Origin of the sequence: Mesorhizobium sp. WSM3873, assembly GCF_001672445.1 — a bacterium.
In the GTDB taxonomy this organism is placed as follows: Bacteria; Pseudomonadota; Alphaproteobacteria; order Rhizobiales; family Rhizobiaceae; genus Mesorhizobium.
The window spans coordinates 197,716-218,330 of record NZ_LYTM01000002.1; the positions used below are offsets into that span (position 1 = coordinate 197,716).

15 protein-coding genes and 1 tRNA gene are annotated in these 20,615 nt (G+C 63.0%); 9 read left to right on the forward strand and 7 right to left on the reverse strand.

Going from position 1 to position 20,615, the window contains the following annotated elements; genetic code table 11:
- The first annotated feature begins 149 nt into the window (after window positions 1-149).
- Window positions 150-473 (forward strand): heat shock protein HspQ, encoded by a 324-nt coding sequence (hspQ, locus tag A9K71_RS02505; protein WP_066989816.1) that lies wholly within the window; start codon window positions 150-152, stop codon window positions 471-473.
- Window positions 474-546: 73 nt separating this feature from the next.
- Here the strand turns inward: hspQ and A9K71_RS02510 are convergent, their stop codons facing one another.
- Window positions 547-1,176 carry an invasion associated locus B family protein gene (locus tag A9K71_RS02510; RefSeq protein WP_095777677.1) on the reverse strand — a complete coding sequence of 210 codons (630 nt, stop codon included), beginning with the start codon at window positions 1,174-1,176 and terminating at the stop codon, window positions 547-549.
- 284 nt (window positions 1,177-1,460) lie between these two features.
- Between A9K71_RS02510 and A9K71_RS02515 the strand changes: the two genes are divergently transcribed.
- The 4 genes from A9K71_RS02515 (at window position 1,461) to mgtE (ending at window position 8,113) form a co-directional block, all read left to right on the forward strand.
- The gene (locus tag A9K71_RS02515) at window positions 1,461-3,281 is read left to right on the forward strand and encodes an extracellular solute-binding protein (protein ID WP_066989823.1); all 1,821 of its coding nucleotides are present in this window, start codon (window positions 1,461-1,463) and stop codon (window positions 3,279-3,281) included.
- A gap of 41 nt (window positions 3,282-3,322) precedes the next feature.
- Entirely contained in the window at window positions 3,323-4,003 is a 681-nt protein-coding gene (locus tag A9K71_RS02520; RefSeq protein WP_066989826.1) for a DsbA family protein, read from the forward strand.
- Between the two features lie 486 nt (window positions 4,004-4,489).
- On the forward strand, window positions 4,490-6,379 hold the full coding sequence (locus tag A9K71_RS02525; RefSeq protein ID WP_066989828.1) for an ABC transporter ATP-binding protein/permease: 1,890 nt from the start codon (window positions 4,490-4,492) through the stop codon (window positions 6,377-6,379).
- 369 nt (window positions 6,380-6,748) lie between these two features.
- Complete coding sequence (gene mgtE / locus A9K71_RS02530) at window positions 6,749-8,113, forward strand: magnesium transporter (protein ID WP_066989832.1); 1,365 nt, start codon at window positions 6,749-6,751, stop codon at window positions 8,111-8,113.
- 51 nt (window positions 8,114-8,164) lie between these two features.
- Here the strand turns inward: mgtE and gor are convergent, their stop codons facing one another.
- From gor to rpiA, 3 genes are all read right to left on the reverse strand, one after another.
- Complete coding sequence (gene gor / locus A9K71_RS02535; RefSeq protein ID WP_066989834.1) at window positions 8,165-9,553, reverse strand: glutathione-disulfide reductase; 1,389 nt, start codon at window positions 9,551-9,553, stop codon at window positions 8,165-8,167.
- A gap of 115 nt (window positions 9,554-9,668) precedes the next feature.
- Entirely contained in the window at window positions 9,669-10,304 is a 636-nt protein-coding gene (locus tag A9K71_RS02540; RefSeq protein WP_066989837.1) for a DUF2059 domain-containing protein, read from the reverse strand.
- On the reverse strand, window positions 10,291-11,022 hold the full coding sequence (gene rpiA, locus A9K71_RS02545; protein WP_066989839.1) for a ribose-5-phosphate isomerase RpiA: 732 nt from the start codon (window positions 11,020-11,022) through the stop codon (window positions 10,291-10,293). Before rpiA ends, A9K71_RS02540 begins: the two co-directional genes overlap by 14 nt.
- Window positions 11,023-11,175: 153 nt before the next feature.
- Between rpiA and A9K71_RS02550 the strand changes: the two genes are divergently transcribed.
- Both A9K71_RS02550 and A9K71_RS02555 read left to right on the forward strand, forming a co-directional pair.
- Entirely contained in the window at window positions 11,176-11,856 is a 681-nt protein-coding gene (locus tag A9K71_RS02550) for a phosphoglycolate phosphatase (protein WP_066989841.1), read from the forward strand.
- Window positions 11,857-11,982: 126 nt separating this feature from the next.
- Window positions 11,983-12,057, forward strand: a tRNA-Val gene (locus A9K71_RS02555).
- An 85-nt stretch (window positions 12,058-12,142) separates the two neighbouring features.
- On the opposite strand, the gene A9K71_RS31870 is transcribed toward A9K71_RS02555, so the two are convergent.
- On the reverse strand, window positions 12,143-12,313 hold the full coding sequence (locus tag A9K71_RS31870) for a hypothetical protein (RefSeq protein ID WP_164746760.1): 171 nt from the start codon (window positions 12,311-12,313) through the stop codon (window positions 12,143-12,145).
- 653 nt (window positions 12,314-12,966) lie between these two features.
- Here A9K71_RS31870 and A9K71_RS02560 point away from each other — a divergent pair.
- Window positions 12,967-13,653 (forward strand): Crp/Fnr family transcriptional regulator, encoded by a 687-nt coding sequence (locus A9K71_RS02560; protein ID WP_066989939.1) that lies wholly within the window; start codon window positions 12,967-12,969, stop codon window positions 13,651-13,653.
- 16 nt (window positions 13,654-13,669) lie between these two features.
- On the opposite strand, the gene A9K71_RS02565 is transcribed toward A9K71_RS02560, so the two are convergent.
- Together A9K71_RS02565 and A9K71_RS02570 are read right to left on the reverse strand one after the other, a co-directional pair.
- Window positions 13,670-17,944, reverse strand: a complete 4,275-nt coding sequence (locus A9K71_RS02565) for a cytochrome P450 (protein WP_066989843.1) — start codon at window positions 17,942-17,944, stop codon at window positions 13,670-13,672.
- 119 nt (window positions 17,945-18,063) lie between these two features.
- Window positions 18,064-19,848, reverse strand: a complete 1,785-nt coding sequence (locus tag A9K71_RS02570) for an adenylate/guanylate cyclase domain-containing protein (protein WP_066989845.1) — start codon at window positions 19,846-19,848, stop codon at window positions 18,064-18,066.
- Between the two features lie 410 nt (window positions 19,849-20,258).
- On the opposite strand from A9K71_RS02570, the gene A9K71_RS02575 reads away from it, so the two are divergent.
- A complete protein-coding gene (locus A9K71_RS02575) occupies window positions 20,259-20,516 on the forward strand; it encodes a PepSY domain-containing protein (RefSeq protein ID WP_066989847.1) in 258 nt (85 codons plus the stop codon).
- The last annotated feature ends 99 nt before the right edge of the window (window positions 20,517-20,615 follow it).

Below are 20,615 nucleotides of genomic sequence, written 5' to 3' on the forward strand. Positions count from 1 at the left end.
AAGCATTGCATTGGAGCAACGTCTGCGCCAAATCGTACCAAGCCGAAAGTCGGGGTCGATTTTTGAGCGCGTGACGTGTAGATTCAAGACCTTAGGCGCCCTGTGCGCGCAAGCCGCTGCGGCGCCTCGGGACCGAAGTGGTGAGTGCGATGAAGACGGCCAAATTCGCGATCGGACAAGTTGTTCGCCACCGGCTGTTTCCGTTCCGTGGCGTGATCTTCGACGTCGATCCGCAATTCGCCAACACCGAAGAATGGTATGAAGCGATCCCGGCGGACATGCGTCCAAGCAAGGACCAGCCTTTCTATCACCTTCTCGCCGAGAACTCCGAGACAGAGTACATCGCTTATGTATCGGAGCAGAACCTGCTCGAGGATCGGTCGGGCGAGCCGGTGCGGCACCCGCAGATCGGCGAGATGTTCGACAAGCTGCCCGACGGGCGCTACGAGCCGAAAGGTCACTCGAAACACTGACGGCTGGACAAGCGACAACAAAAAAGCGGGGCGCCTGCCCCGCTTTTTGCATGCTGGAGAAACGCTCCAACAATCAGTTGGCGGTCTTCGCCTTGTCCTGCTCTTCCTTAAGCTTCTTGGCGAAGTCCTGGTTGTTCTTGGCGACGAAGTCCTGCAGCTTCTTTTGGCGGTCCTCGATGTCCGACTGCTGCAGCGGCGGGCCGTCATAGGCGCCGCTGAAGCCCGTCAGCGCAACCTTTATCGGGTTCGGCTGGTTCTGGAAATTGACCGAGGTGAGCGTGATCTGCTGGCCCTTCTTGAAAGACGCGACAAGCTGGTCGGTCAGCGGCACTTCGGCCACGCAGCGATCCGGGAAGCAGATCACATAGTCGAGCTTCTGCGCCTTGCCGGAATCGATCTGCAGGCCGATGCCCGGAGGAACGAGACGGCCGGTCGGCACCGTCACCTGGAACACCTTACGGTTCACTTTGCCCTTGAGCTCGATCAGGCTGACGCCGGTGACGAGTTGGCCATTGCCGGCGGTGACGATGTTCTGCACGTTGCAGATATCGACGTCTTCCTGCTTGGTGCAGGCCTTGAACCAGCCCTGCGGAATCTGCGGCGGCTGCTGGGCGGAAGCGGTGAAAAGCCCGGCGCCCAGAACGCCGACCACGCCTGCGGCCAGCACCGAAAGGCGATACGCGTTGCTCGTCATATGGTGCACTTTCCTCTCAAATGATCCCGGGGACCGGCTTCTTCCTGCCGTGTGGTCCCGCTACCTGTTGCCCAAATGAGGCAACAGCATGACTTCGGAGCGCGTGTTACACTGCCAGCGACGCCGAATCCAGCCCGGTTTCCGCGTTTTCTTGCCGCTTCTCCTGCCCTGGACGAACCTCCATCGGCGATGCGCCGACTGAACCAAGCGACCGGCGTGCGCCGATTCAATCGGGGAGCGAAATGCTCTAGGGTGCATGTCGAATCATCAAGCTGCCCGGCAAGGAGACGGTCATGGACCGCGTTCTCGTTCGGCTGATCGCCGCGACCTCGTTTCTGGCCCTCTCGCTGCTTCCGGCTTTGTCGAAACCGAAGCACGGCATCGCCATGCATGGCGAGCCGGCGCTGCCTGCGGACTATACGCATTTCGACTACGTCAATCCCGATGCGCCGAAGGGCGGCAGCGTCACCTATTGCGTCGTCGGCAGTTTCGACAATCTCAACCCCTTCATCCTGAAGAGCCTGCGCACCACCGCGCGCGGCATGATCGACACGGTCTACGGCAACCTGGTCTTCGAGCCGTTGATGCAGCGCAACTACAACGAGCCCTTCAGCCTCTACGGCCTGCTCGCCGACAGCGCCGACATGGACCCGGGTCGCAAGAGCATCGAGTTCCACCTCAATCCCAAGGCCAAATGGTCGGACGGCCAGCCTGTGACGCCGGAGGACGTGCTGTTCACCTACGATGTCTTCAAGGACAAGGGCCGCCCGCCTTACAGCGATCGCATGAGCATGATCGCCAGGCTGGAGAAGACCGGCGACCACAGCGTGAAGTTCACCTTCAACGAAAAGGCCAATCGCGAATTTCCGCTGATCGTCGCGCTGACGCCGATCATCCCCAAGCACGCCTTCGACAAGGAGACTTTCGACAAGACCACGCTGAAGCCGCTGACCGGCAGCGGCCCCTATACCGTGGACAAGGTGCAGCCTGGACAGCGCATCGTGTTCAAGCGCAATCCCAATTATTGGGGCAAGGACATCCCATCGAAGCGCGGCTTCGACAATTTCGACCAGATCACCATCGAGTATTTCCTCAACGCCAACGCCAAGACGGAAGCGTTCAAGAAAGGCATCTGTGCCCTCGACGACGAGACCGATCCGGTCAAGCGCGACCGCGATATCGACTTCCCGGCCTTTCGCAAGGGTGATGTGAAGCAGGAATATTTCGACACCGGTATTCCGCCGGTGGTGACGGGCTTCCTGTTCAACACCAGGCTGCCGAAGTTTTCCAATCCGGTCGTGCGGCGTGCGCTCGGCATGCTCTACGACTTCGAATGGGCCAACAAAAACCTGTTCGCCGGCAAGTTCAATCGAACCATGAGCTTCTGGCAGAACTCGGAATTGTCCGCGCTCGGCCATCCCGCCGACGAGCGGGAGAAGGCGCTGCTTGCCCCCTACCCCGGCCGCGTCCCTGCCGAGGTGATGGACGGAACCTGGCGGCCGCCGGTCACCGACGGCTCCGGCCAGGACCGCAAGGTGCTGCGAGCGGCTTTCGAGCTCCTGAAAAGCGCTGGCTATCACGTAGAGGACGGCCGGATGCGCGACCCTGAAGGCAATCCCTTTGGCTTCGAGATCATGACGTCATCGCAGGACGAGGAGCGGCTTGCGGCTCTCTATCAGCGCACGCTGGAGAAGATCGGCATCGATGTAACCATCCGCGGCCTCGACGGCGATCAAATCCAGTCGCGCAAGCAGCGCTTCGACTTCGAGGTACTGATCGGCACAAGCGGTTTCAACAATTCGCTCTCGCCCGGCAGCGAGCAGATGGGACGCTGGGGATCCGTCGCCGCCAAGCAGGAGGGTTCATTCAACCTGGCCGGCGTCGCCGATCCCGCGGTCGACGCGGCGATCAACGCGATGCTGAATGCGCGCACGAAGGAAGACTATGTCGCCGCGGTGCGCGTTCTCGATCGGCTGCTGATATCGGGCAACTACATGGTGCCCATGCAATACAACACGCAGCAGTGGCTGGCTTACTGGAGCTACCTGGAACATCCGCAAAAGACGCCCATATTCGGCTATCAGCTGCCGACATGGTGGCGAAAGCCCAACTGACGCGATCCCCCGCCTGACACCGACCAAGCAAGGAGACGAGCATGAGCGCGGAGAACTCGATCACCATCGATGTGGTGTCGGATGTCGTCTGTCCCTGGTGCTTCATCGGCCAGAAGCGGCTGGACAGGGCGATCGCCGCTGCCGGCGATATCGACGTGCACGTGCGCTGGCGGCCGTTCCAGCTCGATCCGACCATTCCGCAAGGCGGCATGGATCGCCGCGAATACATGCTGGGCAAATTCGGCAGCGAGGAACGCATCCAGCAGATCCATGCGCGCATTGAGCCGCTCGGCGAGGCGGAAGGGATCCATTTCGCCTTCGGCGCCATCAAGGTCGCTCCCAACACGCTGGACGCCCACCGCGTTATCCGTTGGGCGGGGCCTGCCGGCGAGGACGTGCAGAACCGGCTGGTGCGACGCCTCTTCCAGCTGAATTTCGAGGAAGGCGCCAATCTCGGCGACCATGCCGTCCTAACCGACGCCGCCCGCGAAGCCGGCATGGACGGTTCCGTGGTCGAGACGCTGCTGCCCACGGATGCCGATGTCGAGGCGGTGCGCAACGAAATCGCCACCGCCTCGCGCATGGGCATCACCGGCGTGCCCTGTTTCCTGCTCGAAGCCAAATATGCCGTTATGGGCGCGCAGGACGCCGACACGCTGGCCGATGCTATCCGCCAGGTCGCTGCGGCCAAGGCGCGCGGTGAGCTCGAAACGGCGGGCTAAACCAAGTTCGCATCACCCCTCCGCCCAGCGGACGCGGAAGTCTGCTGAGAGAGATCCCCGCGGTCTACGGCGTTGATTCGAGGTAGCCCGAGGTCTCCTGACGGCCACTTTCGAGCCCTTCAACCCGTGGACCAGCCGAGCATCGGGCTGAATATCCCTTCACAAAACCGTGTTTTCGGCTTCCCCTGGGGAAAGTCCTTTCCAGCCGAAACTCTGTTCCCAAACGGCTGAAACAAAACATGAATTCCCCGCCGATGGATATCAGCCGGCAAAGCTTTTCTGTTGCCTTCATGCCACGGCCGGTAACCCTGTTCCCATTCGGAGGAAGAAAATTAATGGAAAATGATCAATTGGTGTTACCATGTGTAACAAAACAGGAAAGGTTCGGGCGGGATCGTGATTCGGGTCGGTAGACCGCGACGTACAGTACCGGAGCAAACATCCAGCGAGGCGGCAAGGCCCTCGCCCCTGACGCCGGTATCGTCGATGCGCACATTCTGGGGGCTGATGCGAGCCTACTGGTTCTCCGACCGGTGGAAGGAAGCCTGGACCCTCACCCTCGTCATCGCGCTGCTGACAGCGCTCTCCAGCAAGGCTGGCGTGTGGTTTGCCATGGCATCGGGCGAGCTGGTGAATTCGATCGCCTTCTTCCACGACGCCGCCAATATCAATCCGCTCCAGACGCTTCTTACCAATGCCGGCATATTGGTGCTGTTGGTCGTGCTCAAGGACGCCGGCTTCACCGGAGTGCGAAATCTCGTTTCCGCAACCTTGCATCGCAAATGGCGGGGCTGGCTGAACAGCCAATTCAACCGAGCGCTGCTCGACGGCAACCATACCCATTTCCATGCCCAGCATGGCTCGGTTGCCGGCGGTATCGTCGCTCCCGACAACATCGACCAGCGCATCCAGGAATCGATCAAGGACATGACGGGCGGCGCCATCGGCCTTGCCATGGGCGTGCTGGGCGTGGCGACCTCGCTTTATTTCGTCGGCGAGAATTTGATCGGGGCCTCGGTGGAGGTCAAAGGGCTGGAGTTCCTCGGCAGCTACGGCAGTGCCGTGCTGGCCTTTCTGGCGGTCGCGACCTACGTGCCGCTCAACACCTGGATTGCGGTGAAGCTCGGCGGCCTGCTCGAACGTCTCAACATCCGCATGCAACAGGCCGAGGGCAGCTATCGCAGCGAATTGACGACCTTCCTGCGCCGCAGCTTCCACGTCGCCGCCTCTCACGGCGAGGATGTGCAGAAAACGATGCACGACAAGCTCTATGTCGACATCGACAAGACCTGGGGGCGGCTGAACGTCGTCAACACCAGCTACATGTCGTTCGAGCTGATCTACAATTTCATCGGCGCCCGCATCGTTTCCTACGGACCCGGTCTCGTGCCCTTCATTCACAACGGCTTCGATCTCAAGGGCTACATAACCGGCTCCGAAATGGTCGCGCAGCTGATCAGCCAGTGTTCGTGGTTCATCCATGTCATGCCCGCGATCGCCACGCTTAGGGCCAACAGCCAGCGTGTGACCGAGCTCGCCAGCGCCATCGAGAACGTCCAGCAGCCGCAGGAGTTCTACCGCCAGACCGGCCGCTCCGACTTCAGCTATGCCACGCAAAATCCCGTCTTCGGCCTGACCATCCAGAAGCTGGAGCTCGCGCATCAGGGCGAGGACGCAACGCCCTTCCTGAGCGCCGCCAACCTGCGCTTCCGCCGCGGCGAGTGGACATTCCTCAAAGGCGAGTCCGGCTGCGGCAAGACCTCGCTGATCAAGGCAATCAATGGTCTGTGGCCCTATGGCCGCGGCACCATCGTGTTCCCGGAAGGGGTGACGAGCTTCTATGCCGCCCAGGAGGTCAAGCTGCAGCAGGTCTCGCTGAAGCAGCTCGTCTGTCTGCCGGGTTCGGAAAACGATCACACCGACGTGCTGGTGGCGGCCGCGCTGCACAAGGCCGGGCTCGGCGAATTCATCGGCCACCTGGCCGATGAGAGCCGCGAAGGCAAGCTCTGGGATCAGGTCCTGTCAGGCGGGCAGAAGCAGAAGCTGGTGGTAGCCCGCATCATCCTGCAGCAGCCGGGACTGCTCTTCCTCGACGAAGCGACCGGCGCTCTCGACCCCGAAGGCAAGATCGCCTTCCACGAAGCGATCAAGGTCAATTGCCCCGATGTAACCGTGATCAGCGTGATGCACGAGGCCGTTCCGCCGCGGTCGCTTTCCGGAGAGGAATTCTATCATAGCGTCGTGGCGATCTCCGATGGCGTCGCGACCAAGAAGCCGCTCGCTCCCGCTCTGCCGCGCGAGCTCACGACGATCCTCGCGCAGCCCCGGCCGGCCGAGGACAAATGGTTGCGCTTCCGGCGGCTCAAGCAGAAATAGCAATCAGCCCAGCCCTGGTCCGTTCGCCTCGGCAGCGGCCACTGTCGATCACAGTCTCGCGATCCGGCAATGCTTCGCTCATTTTCAGCGCTCGTCGCGATTGACTCGGCAAAACGCGCTCCTATGTTGCGCCCGCTCGCAGGTTTCCAACCTGCGGCACGCGTCCTTCGGACGCGGTCGCTGTAGAATCTTAGAATTGCGCATGCGCCTTTCCGAAAATCGAAGCCGATTTTCGGGGGGTCATGCGCTACCCCGCGAGCAGAAAGGTCAAACCCGCCATGCCTGGCGACAGTCACAGTCGAACGCAACCGCCGTCCGCCTTGACGTGACCTGACGGCTCACGTCCTGCCGGACGGCAAGGAGTGAGCCATGAATGAATTCGCATCCGTATTGGACGACGAAGCGGTCGCCGTTGCCCGTGTTCTTGCCAACGACCACGTCGCGGACGTCGTCGAAGCCCTCAACCGCGAACCTCGCGAGGCGGCCATCGAGCTGCTCTGCGCGGTGCCGTTCGAGCGGTTGGTCGAAATCTTCGACCAGCCGGAGCTCGAAAGCGCGCCGGAACTCGCCGCAGCCCTGCCGCGCGCGAAAGCAGGCAAGCTGCTCACCGCCATGTCGGTCGACCGCGCAGCCGACATCCTGCGCGAGCTCGATGAGCCTGCGCGCTCGGAACTGCTTGGCGCGCTTGCCCCACCGCTGCGCGCGACACTGCTTTCGATTCTCGGTTATCCCGAGGGCAGCGCCGCCTCGATCATGACGACCGAGTTCGTCAGCGTGCCTTCGGACTGGACCGTCGGCCGCACGCTCGACTACATCCGCAAAGTCGAGCGCACGCGCGAGACCGTCTATGCGATCTACATCACCGACAAGGACACGCAGCTCCTGCTGCGGGCGACGGGCTTGCGCCGGCTGATCACCGGCGAGCCTCAGGACTCGATCCTGTCGGTGGCGCTGGATCGCATGCCGGTCACGGTCACGCCGCTGACCGATCGCGAAACGCTGGCGCAGACGATCTCCAAATACGATCTGCTCGCCCTGCCGGTTGTGGATCACGGCAAGATCCTCGGCATCGTCACCATCGACGACATCATCGACACCATCGTCGAGGAAACGACCGAAGACGTTCATCGTTTCGGCGGCATGGAGGCGCTGGACGAGCCCTATATGAAGATGGGCTTCCTCGCCATGATCCAGAAGCGGGCCGGCTGGCTCTGCGCGCTGTTCCTCAGCGAGATGCTCACGGCGAACGCCATGCAGAGCTACGAGGGCGAGTTGGAGAAGGCGATCGTGCTCACCCTCTTCATCCCGCTGATCATGAGCTCGGGCGGCAACTCCGGCTCGCAGGCGACCTCGCTCGTCATCCGCGCGCTGGCGCTGCGCGAGATCGGCCTTCGCGACTGGTGGCGTGTCGCCTTGCGCGAGCTGCCGACCGGTTTGGTGCTCGGCTCGATCCTCGGCATAGTCGGCATCTGCCGCATCGCGCTCTGGCAGTATTTCGGCTTCTACGACTATGGCCCGCATTGGATGCTGATCGCGGCAACGGTGGGTGCGGCGCTGGTCGGCATCGTCACCTTCGGCTCGCTGTCGGGTTCGATGCTGCCTTTCGCGCTGAAGCGCATCGGCTTCGATCCGGCAAGTGCCTCGGCGCCGTTCGTCGCCACGCTCGTCGACGTCACCGGGCTGGTGATCTATTTCTCGGTGGCTCTGGTGATCCTGCGCGGCACGCTCCTCTAGCCAAGAAGCTTCGCGCCGCCGGCATGGCCGGCGGCGCCTTCCCGACTGGCTTCAAACGCGCTCGCCGTTCTTCACGCGATAGGTCGGCTTGTACATGGTGACCAGCTCCTCCGCCGCTGTCGGGTGGACGGCCATGGTGCGGTCGAAATCGTCCTTGGTCAGCCCCGCCTTCAGCGGAATGCCGAGCAGCTGCGCCATCTCGCCGGCGTCCGGTCCCAGGATATGGGCGCCGAGCACTTTCCGCGACGCGCCGTCGACCACCAGCTTCATCAGCATCTTTTCGTCACGGCCCGACAGCGTGTGCCGCATGGGACGGAAAGACGCGCGATAGATCTCGATGTCGGGGAAGCGCTTGACCGCCTCGTCCTCGGATAGGCCAACGGTGCCGATCTCGGGCTGCGAAAACACGGCCGTCGGAATGGTATCATGGTCTGGCGCTGTCGGATTGCCTTTGAAGGCTGTCTCGATGAAACACATCGCTTCGTGGATGGCCACCGGCGTCAGTTGCACGCGGTGGGTGACGTCGCCGATCGCCCAGATATTGTCGATGCTGGTGCGGGAAAATTCATCGACGATGATCGCGCCGGTCTTGCCGAGCTCCACGCCGATGCCTTCGAGTCCCATATTCTCCGTGTTCGGGATGCGGCCGATCGCCAGCATGACCTGGTCGACGGTCAGCGTCTGGCCACTGGAGAGCAGCACGTCCAGTCTGCCCTCAGCGGTCTTGCGCACCCATTCCGAGATCGAACGGCAGAGGATCCTGATCCCCTTCTTCTCCATTGTCTCGTGCAGCGAGCGGCGAAGATCCATATCGAAGCGCGAAAGAATTTCTTGGCCACGGTAGACCAGCGTGGTGTCGACGCCCAGTCCATGAAAGATGTTGGCAAATTCGACGGCGATATAGCCGCCGCCCTCGATCATGATCGCCTTCGGCAATTCCTTGAGATCGAAGGCCTCGTTGGAGAAGATGCAGTATTCGTGGCCGGAAAGCGCCGGGTGCGGAGCCGGACGACCGCCCGTGGCGATCAGGATCTGGGCGGCGCTGATGGTGCGGTCTTCGGCAGTGAGATAGACGGAATGCGGATCGACCAGCACGGCGCGCGAATGGAAGGCCTCGCCGCCCGCACCTTCGACATTCCTCTTGTAGATCGCCTCCAGCCTGGCGATCTCCTTGTCCTTGTTGGCGACCAGCGTCGGCCAGTCGAAGCTTGCCTCGGGGACCATCCAGCCATAGCCGGCGGCATCGGCGAAATGTTCGGGGAATTGCGAGGCATAGACATAGAGTTTCTTCGGCACGCAGCCGCGGATGACGCAAGTACCGCCATAGCGATACTCCTCGGCAATGGCGACGCGCTTGCCGAGCGAGGCAGCCACACGGGCCGCCCTCACCCCGCCGGAGCCGCCGCCGATGACGAAGAGATCATAGTCGTACCCGGCCATCGAAAGGACTCCTGCGCAATGGAAGTGTGTCACAGGTAGGCGGACAGCAGGCAAAAGAAAAGCCCGGAAACCCGGGCTCTTCTGGTCCAGTCGGCCATCGGCCGCTTGAAACGGATCAGTTCTGCGAATTGTCGGCAGGAGCCGAGTTGTCGGCAGGAGCCTGGTCGTCTGCAGGCGCCGAACTATCGGCTGGTGCGGAGCCGTCGGCAGGAGCGGTCGCATCCTTCGCAGGCTTGGCCGGAGCCGCGGCCTTTGCGGCGGCGGCGAGCGTTTCGCCGACCTGCTGGGCGAGGTCGCGGGCGACCCCGTTCTGCCAAATGTCTGCCGCCTTCACCAGGTCGCGCGTGACCGCCGGGCCGCTGTCGAGCAGCTTCTTGCCGGCTTCCGAGCTGTAGAAAGTGGCGATATCGTTGAGGTCCTTTTCGGAAAACACCTTGGCGTAGGCGAGCGCCGCCTCCTTCTCCAGGTCGGCGCGGCGCGCCGCCAAGCCCATCGCCTTTTCGGTGACCGTCTTGCCGATCAGTTCCTGCATGTCGGGATTCTTCTGGATCAGCTGGTTCTCAAGCGCTGCCGCCGCCTGCGGCAGGATATTGTCGAACGGGTCGGTGGCGTGGATAGCCGCAACTGCGGCCCGTGCGGCCTTCAGATGCGATTCGCTGATATCCTGCGAAAACGCCGGCGAGGACAGCGCAAGTACCGCTGAGGCCGCCAGAATGGTCGAAAGGCGGCGAACCCGTTTATGCAACATCATGGTCGATAGAACTCCCTGGTTTTCGGGCGGCATGGACGGTTTGGATGCCGTCGCCGCCGGCGATGACGGCGGTTGATGCCAGCCCGATGAATAGACCGTGCTCGACGACGCCTGGAATGGCGAAGAGAGCATTCGAAAGCGCTCTTGTATCCGGAATGCGGCCAAAAGATGCATCGAGGATAAAGTGGCCGCCGTCTGTAACAAATGGCTGCTCCCCCGTCATCCTCAATGTCACCGGGCCGGCAAGGCCGAGGCTTGCCGCCGCCGCGCCGACCGCGATCTCGGTGGCGCGCAGGCCGAACTTGTTGACCTCGATCGGCAGCGGGAAACGGCCGAGCGTCTCGACCATCTTGGACTGGTCGGCAATCACGATCATGCGCTGCGACGCCGCCGCGACGATCTTCTCGCGCAGCAGCGCCCCGCCGCCGCCCTTGATCAACGTCAGCGCGGGATCGATCTCGTCGGCGCCGTCGATGGTGAGGTCGAGCTCCGGCGTTTCCTCGAGCGTCGACAGCGGCACGCCAAGCTCGCGGCAGAGTGCCGCGGTGCGCTCGGATGTGGGCACGCCGATGACGCTGAGGCCGGTCGCGACCTTTTCGGCGAGCAGCCGGACGAACTCGTCGGCGGTCGTGCCCGTGCCGATGCCGAGCCGCATGCCGCTGCTGACATGGGCGAGCGCCGCACGCGCGGCCTCGACCTTCATCTGCCTTGCGTCCATGCCGCTCCTGTCCCCGATTTCCATGGTTTGGCGCGCCTCCTAGCATTTTTGCCTGTCCCGTCAAAGGCTCTGCCTGTGGACCGATGGAGGCGGCTTGCTTGACCACCGCCCAGCTTGTATCGGCTGCGGAACCTCAATTATTCAGGACTGGCCATGACCCGACCGATCATCGTGTTCGACCTCGACGGGACGCTCATCGACACTGCGCCGGATCTGCTCGACAGCCTCAACCACAGCCTGGCGGCCGCGGAGCTTGCCGCGGTCGACCAAGCCGGCTTCAAGCGCTACGTCGGCCATGGCGGCCGCGTGATGATCGAACGCGCGCATGCGGCGCAAAACAAGGCGCTGATGGCGGAAGAGCACGACCGGCTGCTGAAGCTTTTCCTGGACCACTACACGATCAACATTCCAGGCAAGTCCCGCCCCTATCCCGGCGTGGTCGCGGCTCTCGACCACTTCCAGGCCGCCGGTTATCTGATGGCGGTTTGCACCAACAAGTATGAAGCGAATTCGGCGACGCTGATCGGCGCGCTCGGTCTCGACAAATACTTTGCCGCGATCTGCGGCCAGGACACTTTTGCCTTCCGCAAACCCGATCCGCGCCATCTGACCGAAACCATCAAACTGGCTGGCGGCGATCCGCACAATGCCCTAATGGTCGGCGATTCGCAGACCGACATCGACACCGCCAAGGCGGCCGGCATTCCGGTGGTGGCGGTCGATTTCGGCTATACGGATCGTCATGTGCGCGAGTTCGAACCGACGCTGGTGATCTCGCATTTCGACACGCTGACGCCGGAATTGGCCCAGCGTCTGATCGCGGCGGCGCGCTGAGCGCCTGCCCAGATCGAACCGGCAGGAACCTGAAATCGGTCCGCAGGATAACGTCGGCACATTGCCTTGACTTAGCGCACCCGCCTCCCTTATATCGCGGCTCGCTTCGGCCTTCGGGCAACGAGCGGGCGATTAGCTCAGCGGGAGAGCACACCCTTCACACGGGTGGGGTCGCAGGTTCAATCCCTGCATCGCCCACCATCCAACTTCCCGAAAGTTGGATGATCCGGCCGCGATGAACCTCTTCAATTTCGTGCAGTGGGGCAGCTCGCGTCCGGGAGGCCGCTTAGATCAGGCCTCGGCGCACATTCAAATGCGTTACTCCCGTCACCAGAATGGCGCCGGTCATGAAGTAGAGCGTGGCTATGATGTTGCCCTGATGGAAATGCAGCCCGGCAAACAGCAGGGCCATAACCACGGCAAGAAATGCGATTACACGCGAGAAGTTATCGGGCATGGGGCAGCGAACCTATGCAAATAGGATGGATAGCCGCCCTCAATCAGCCGCGTGCTCCATAGATCGGTTTTCGATTTTCCGCAATTGCCTTTTGAAGCACTGCCGCAGTGTGGTGCCTGCTGCGGGCGGTGTCGACAGCCGGGCCGCTGCCCTTCTTGCCGACATTGCATTCGAAGGCGCTGAGTTCGATCGGGGTCGTCGGCCTGGTCCATGCAGGGCGGCGGCAAGCCGCTGCTGGACAATGGCGACGCTTCTGTGATCGCCTTCACATACGCCGCGGAGGCATCGCGCACACATATTGCACCGGTGGTACTGGCTTCTGCTTCAATGCATGGGCTCCAACGGCCTCCGGGCCTGAAAGCTCGGCAGGGAGTTTCGATCACCTAGCCATTTTCAGATTTGCTGTTCGCGCGCGTCGGTCGCCTCCCGCCACGCGCGCGAACGGCGTTTCGTAGTTCGGTTCGCGTCCGCCAGCGCGCTCCGGTTCCCGATGCAAGGGACAGTTGCCGGCCAGTTTGATGCCGGCAGCGCACGTCTGGCGCCCGATCTACAAAGGCCGTCGCGTGTTGCCGCAATCGCACGAAAGGAGACAGGCCTTGATCGAGCATGCACTTGTCATACAATTTCCGCTCAACGAGAGGCGGAACCGCATCATGTCCACAGCCAGCGCAGACGACAGGAGCACCCTGCCGCGTCTGGCGCGGATCGATCCGCGCCAGTTCGATTTGCTGTTCGGCGGCTGCAAGGTCGAACGTTATGCCGCCGGTCAGCACCTGTTCGTCCAGGAGGACGCATCCGACCGCATCTACGGCGTGATGAGCGGCACGGTCGAGATTTCGCTCTATTCACCGGGCGGGCAGAAGCTGGTGGCCAATATCGAGCTGTCGCGCAGCCTGATCGGCGAGATCGGCGCGCTCGACGGACGCCCGCGCACGGCAACCGCCATCTGCCTCACCGCATGTGAGCTGGTTTCCCTCAGTCGCGCGCAACTCTTTGATCGCATTGAAAAAAACCCACCGCTGGCGCGCGCCATGATCGAGCTGTTGTGCACGCGGCTGCGCTGGGTCAGCGGCGAACTCGGCGACCAGGCCTTCTTCGGCATCGAGGCCCGGCTGGCGAAACGGCTGGTGTTCCTCAGCGGCGTCATGGCCGACCCCGCCGGCTGGATCCCGATTTCGCAATCGGAACTCGGCGAATTCCTCGGCGCGACGCGCGAGTCGGTCAACAAGACGCTCAACGACTGGCGCAACCGGCACATGATCGACATCAAACGCGGCGGGCTGCGCATCACCAATGCCGCCGCGCTGAACCACATCGCCGATTCGCAGGACGACGACTGAACGATTGTGATCCGAATCAGAGCCGCGAAATCAGGTAGCGCAGCGCGGACCGGCTCGGCATGAAGAAGTAGCCGCCGCCTTTCGTGGTGACGAATTGCGGCATGTCCCTGAGCACCGTCACCTTTTCCCAGGACGGAATCGAGAACCGGCCGCCGCCGTCGCGCGCGCCGATCGTCGGATCCTTTTCGCCGACAAGGCCTTGGAACGAGCTCGACGAGACCCAGGTCTGCTGAATGAACTCGTATTGGCGTTCGATGTCGGCGTTGAGGCACATGAAGAGAAGCCCCTTCTCGATCTTCCCGCTGCGGTCCTTCTTCTCATAGGTGCGGCCGACGCGCAGGATGCGGTGGCGCTTGCCGATCCTGATCTGCGTCTCACGATCCTCGCCAAGCGAGTCGCGCGGATTGGAACGGCGTATATGGGAGCCGATCGGACAGCGATGCCCCTGCGGGTCCTCGGCGCCGAACGCGAAGTCGTTGTCGACGCCACGACCCGGACGGCCATCGGGGTTGCGCACCAGCGAACTGCCGTCCTGCCAGCGGCCGAGCATCTTGGCCGCGACCCAGCGCGGCGTGATGGCGTTGTCGCCGGTCTCGCGCGCGGTCCGCGCGGCGGCGTGCTTGCAGTAGTCATCGAACAACTCGACATGCTGCTCGAACTGGCGAACGACCAGGAACGAGCCGTTGCGGCCGAAATCGCGCGGCGGCGGAGGCTGACCGGGGATCTGCCGGTTGCGCCGCACCTGAGACAGGATGCCGGTCCGATCCTGCGCTGCCCGCACGGAGGGCGAGGCTGGGTAGAACCCATGCTCGTCGCGATAGCCGAACAGGAACTCGCCCGGCGCGACCAGGTGCATCGGCGCGGCACCCTTGTTGGCGCGCGACGTACCCCTGACGATCGGCTGCGAGACGCCGTCGGCAAAGCCGAAATGCTCGTAGGCGCGGGCGCGCTCCGGCTTGCCGTCGTTGCCGGCATGTTGCGTTATCCCACCGTCCTTCTTTGGCTCGCGGTTCACGACAAGCGGCAATTCGGCAACGATCTTCATCCCCGCGCCTGTCGTCTTTCGCTTCGCGGCCGCAACCTCCCCCTTCAGTACCGCCGGCTCCGCGGCGTAGCAGATGATGACTGCGTCGACCGGCGCCGTGGCCGAACCCCACTGCCATTTGTCAGGCGCATCGGGGCCGGTGTCGTCGAGGATGCGGCTGCGCTCTGGATTGCCCATGCCGTGGCGAAAGGCAGCTGGGAATGTGTCCAGCGGATCGTCGTCGACGCCGCCCTTCAGCCCAAGACGGCGCAAACCGTCGGGACCGAAGGCCACCGTCATGGCGCGTCCGGCCGGCACGCCGTCGCCGAAACTGGTCTTGTCGATGACGAAGTCCAGCCACGCTCTGCGTTGCATGGCCGGCAGTTCTTCCGGCACCCGGATCGCCAGCATATGCGCGTGGCCAAGCGCGCCGAACGGGCCGAAGAAAATGGATTGGATCTCGCCGGCTTCCAGTTCTTCCACGGGCGAAGGCGCCGGTTCACGGCCGACGGTTGCAGCCGGCCTTGCCTGCGGCCGCTGCAGCGAGCCGAACAGGCTCACCCAGTTGCGGGCCTCGCTGCCGGTGGCGGAAGCAATGCCGCGCCGGATCTTCGAGTTGATACGGATGCGCGCGGTGTTGAGATGCGGATAGGCAGAGTACCAGAACAGCGTCGGCACCTGCTGACGCCGCGCCCAGCGCTTGAAGCGGTCCCCGTCGCGCGCGCCGTCGAGGAAGAGCCAACGCGTGCGCGGGTAGCCTTCCGTGTTGCTCCATACGCCGGTCAGGCCCTCTGAGGCCTTGGCGATGAAGTCCTCGAGATAGCTTTCCCAGCTGCCGCCATAGTTGGAGAAGAACATCAGCTTGTCGGTGCCCGGCAGCAGCACCCAGCGGGCGAAGTGAATGGTGTTTATGGTGGCGAGGAACCCCGGCTTGAACACTTTCTGCGCCGATATCGAGATCAGGTAGAAGGAAAGCCTCAGCGCCAGTCGCCGCAAGGTGCCGGCCCTCATCGTCGATATCGCGGTGAGATGGTTTTGCGCGCAGTGGTCCTCATTGGCGAGGATTCTGTCCAGCGCGCCGAGATCGACCGGCGTGTTCTGCGGCCGGTCCTTGTCCTCGAGGCGCCGCAGGCTGAGGAAGCACAAGCCGATGAACAGCAGGGCTATCGCGAGCAGCCCCAGCACCGCCAGCAGAAGCGCGGTGCCGGCAATTGCGACGTTGGTGAAGGTGACACCGTGCGGATTGCCGAACACGAGCACATAGGTCATGCGCCAGCAGGCAAGTATGACGATCGCGACGGTGGCGAGCACAGCCGGCGCAAGCAGCGTCGTCGTCAAGGCTCGCCACCAGCGGCCCGGAGGCCGCTCCAGCAGGCTCTCAGCCGGCTCGAAGGCCCAGCCGAACTGTCCTAGCGACTGGGCATGCCGGCGCGCCTCGGTGAGCACAGCAGGGGCGTTGCCAGTACCCGCGCGCGGCTTTTCGACGATCTCGCGCACGCTGTCGGCGAGCTCTGCCTCGGCCAGGATGCGGCGCACCGAATGGCCAGGCGTTCCGGAAAAAACCAGCCCTGCCGTGCTGCCGAAGGACGGCGAGATCTCGATGTGATGCTTCTTCAGGAAGTCCTGCAGCGAAGAGTCGTCGGGCAGACCGCACACGGCCCTTAAGATCGGCCGCAGGCGGTGGCCTATGGCCTGCGTGATGGCACCGATGACATCGTCGGTGCTGCCGTCGCCAGAGATTTCGAGTACGAGCGCGCCCGTCTCGAGGTCCGATTTCTCGTCCCTGCCGGTGGCGGCGACAGCCAGGCTGGCGAAGTGGACCGTGCCGACATTGTCGAGCGCATTGCCCACCTCGTCGATCGCCGGGTTGCCAAGTGCGCCGACCTTGTCGCGCACGGCACCCAGCGGCACCGCACGCCTGATCGGGCAAACCACGGTGACCATCGACTGGTCGACCGTGCGGCAAAGCGGCGAGCGCTCGAAATCGACCTTGAGGCTGGCCGGATAGGCGCCGACATTGACCATCTTGCCGGCTCTGCCGCGCGCGCGGCGGAGCTTGGGCTTGCTGAACAGGGCGCGAACGCATTCGCCGATCTGAATGCGGGCGATCTCGGCCCCGATGCACAGATGAATGCCGTGGCCGAACACCATGTAATCGCGATGAGGCCGCGAGGTGTCGAATTCGTTTGGCCTTTGCACGATTTCGGGATCGAACATGGCGGAAAGGGTCGCCGGCATGACGACCGTTCCAGCCTTCACAAGGCACTCTCGCCGGGTGCCCTGGCCGATGACCGCGTCACGGGCGGTGTAGCGCCACGGGCCGACCCAGATCGGCTTGAAGCGCATGGCTTCCAGGATCGCCCTATCGAGTTTGCCGGTATCGCCCGCTGCAATGGCTGCGTCGACAGCCTGCCTTGCGTCTGACCGCGACAGGATGACGTCCAGGCAATTGCCGCCGGCAAGCACATTGGTCGGAACGAAGCCGGCAATCATACCGAGCATGATCGAATGGATGTCGGGCTGCGATAGGCGCCCTTGATCCATGAGCGCGACAAGGCGCGCCAGCGGCCGTTCGTCCTTCCCTCCTCTGTCCCTGACCGCGGCAATCGAGCGGTCGATGACCTTGATCAGACGATCGCCGCCGACGATCGCGAGCTGACGTGTCGTTGGGCTCGCTGTCGGATCGGAAAAGAACAGCGCGCTGAGCGCGATCGACCAGTCGGCGAATTCGGTTTCATCGTCGATCTCGAGGCCGAAATAGTCGCGACAGATGCGTACCGGAACGATCTTCATCAGCCCGCCGACGGCGTCGAAGCCGGGGCTGGCCCGGGTCATGATGTCGCGCGAATGACGCTCGGCGATCGGCCTGACGGCGGCTTCGACTTCCGCCGGCGGAAAGGCGCTCAGCACGGCCGATTTCATTTGCCGGTAGGCGGCCCCGTCCTGCATGCCGAGGATGAAGTTCGATCCCCTGGCCAGTTCTGCCATTTCCGGCCCGTACGGTGTCTCGAACTCGTCGCCGCGCTCCAAAATGTCGCGCACATCGACGCCTTTGGTGACAAGCAGGAAATTGCCGAAGGCCAGGTTCGGCCAGAAGCGGCGCAGCAGCGCCAGCAGCCAGCGCGGGTCGTTGAAAAGGAAGCCGGCGATACGGGACGCAAGCCCCTTGGCGCGGAGCCGGTCGATATCGAAGGGCGGCATTTCGGCGACAGGGCGCTGGCTCTTCTGGGCAGCGCGGACAGCAGCGAAATACTTCAACTTGATCATGCGCGTTCGAGCCCCCCGGCTGTCCACGTCACTGCGATGCCGGCTATTGTCTGGCCTAGGTTTGGTTCGGTCCGGCGTATGTGATTTTTTTCACAATCATCGGTGTTCGGTTCCAGCGATCATGCGATGGACTTGGCCTGGCCGAAATTCGCGATCAGGAAGTTGTTCTTCGCAGGATCGACGAACGGTATCCAGCGAATCCGCTGCTCGGAAAAATCGGGATGCCTGGTTGCCAGAATGGCGCGTTCGCGTTCGGCCTCCTCAAGACGGCCGCTTCGCATCAAGGCGCCGATTTTGAGGAACCTGGCGTAGAAATAGCCCGGCGAAAGGTTGAGCGAGCGATCGGCAACCGCAATTGCCGCCGGCCAGTCCTCGACCAAACAGTATGCGGCAGCCAGCTCGCCCAGATTGTGAAAGCGGTAGAGGTCGAACGGGCTCAGCCGCTCGGTATCCAGGAAGAACGGGATCGCGCCGGCGGCATCGCCAAGCAGCAGCCGCGCGCTGCCCATTGCCGAGCGGGCGAAGGCAAAGCTCGGATTGATGTGGATCGCCTCGGCCAGATGCTCCGCCGCCGATGCCGGCTGGCCGCGCATGATGTCGGCCGCCCCGAGATAGGCGTGCGGCCGCGCGTCGAGGCTGTCCATCAAGAGCGACTTGCGCGCAAATTCTTCGACCTTGGCCAGGTCGTCGCTGTCGCCGAAGCGCAGCCATGCCCGCCAGAAATACCACCATGCCAGCTCGTTCAGCACGGCGCTGGAATTCGGATCTTCCTGGTAAGCCTTCTCGAAGAATTCGAGCGCGATCTCGGTGTCTTTGCGCGTGCGCCTGTTCATGTGCCAGCGGCCCCGCCGCACCAGCTGCCAGGTCTCGAGGCTTTCCCACGGCACCTGGAAGGTGCGCACCTGCTCGGCTCGGTCGACCTCCTTGTCGAGGATCGAAACGATCTCGCTGCCGATCTGGTCGCGCAGGCTGAAGATGTCGATGAGGTCGCGGTCGAAGCGCTGCGACCAGACCAGGCGCCCGTTTGACGTGTCGGTCAGCGAGGCGTTGAGGCGTATCTGGCCGCTGTGGCGCGCCAGCGTGCCGCCGACGATGTAGCGCGCGCCAAGCGCATTGCCGATGAGCCTGGTTCCGAGCTGGTCGTCGCGAAACTGGAAGCTGGAGCCCTTCGCGATCACCGAGAGCCAGCGGGTGTTGGACAGGCCGTAGATGATGTCTTCCGCAATGCCGTCGGCCATGTAGCCGACGTCAGGCTCGCCTCCGTTGCTGCCGTGAAACGGCAGCACCGCGATTGCCGGCGGGCCCTTCGATGCGAGTCTGTCATGGACGGGAGCGGTAGGGATGACGGCCAGGGGCGCAGCCATCGCCGCGCCGTTGCCGCCGCGTCCGGCGATCAGCACACGTACAGGCAGGGCGATGTTCTTGAGCATGAACTCGCCAAGATCGGTGAAAACCGCCGCCGTCTTGTCCTTTACGTGGTGCCAGGTCGTCTCTGAGATAGCTAGACCGTCATGCGGAGCGAATTCCTGGAGGCGCGCGGCAATGTTGACGTCGTCGCCATAGAGGCGGCCTTCGCGGACGATGACGTCTCCGGTGTTGATCCCGGCCCGGAACGGCATGCGCATCTCATCCGCGGCCGAGGCATTGAGCGCCATGATCCGGTCCTGGAAATCGAACGCCGCGCGCAAGGCTTCGATTGGATTGCCGAATTCGGCCATGATGCTGTCGCCGGCAACGCCAAACGTGCGGCCGCCAAAGGCGCCGCAACTGTCGGTGATGATATCGCGCCTTTCCTCGAAGGCCGCGACGGCGCGCTCGTCGTCGATGCCCATCAGCCGCGAAAAACCAACGGCGTCGATAGAAATGATTGTCGCAAGCTGACGGGTATAGTTCCGTTCAGCCATGGTTGAGCCCCCGGTCCCTGTTTTCGGTCCAGAACAGGCGACTTCCGCTCCAAAAAACACTTCGCCGTTTGCCGATGGAAGATCCCCGGCAGGCTCGGCGCGCCGTTGCCACCCTGTTGGTCCGGGACTCTAACAGGGTCTGGCCAAAAGCTCTACCACGAACAGCTAATGGAAGGCGGTTTCGGCGCAAGCCATGGTTAGTCGTTCGTTACCTGAAGTCCGATGTTGCAGAACCCTCCTTACTTGTTGGATTCACGCCGTTTTACTTATTTAAGCTTTCGCGAATAGAGGTCGCGCCGGCCGTGACGGACCAACTGTGGAGCAAGGCGTTGCCCGCCGTTGGCGGAACCAACGGGCCAGGATTCGAGTTGTCAGCGCGTTCATGCCACCACGAGAGATTGAGGGCAGTCATGCGCGGTGTTCTTTTGGCAAGCGGTATCGCGTTTTTCCTTGTCGGCGGGTCGGCTTTCGCGGCCGAAGCGCAAGCGCTGCCGCCGCAAAATGCCAAGAAGCTCTCGGAAATCCTGACCAAGGTCGAGAAGCGGAGCGACTTCCAATATATCAAGGAGGTCGGCTGGAGCAGCGACGGCTATACCGTTACCTATTACACGACCGACAAGGCCAAGGTCGAAATCACCTACGATCCGGTCACCGGCGAACCGAAGTAACGCCTGATACGGCCGCCCGCAGCTGGGCCGGCGCCTCCCTATCCGAGACTTGCGTCGATGCACTTTTGATGGCTGACTGCGCGCCATGATTGCGGGCAC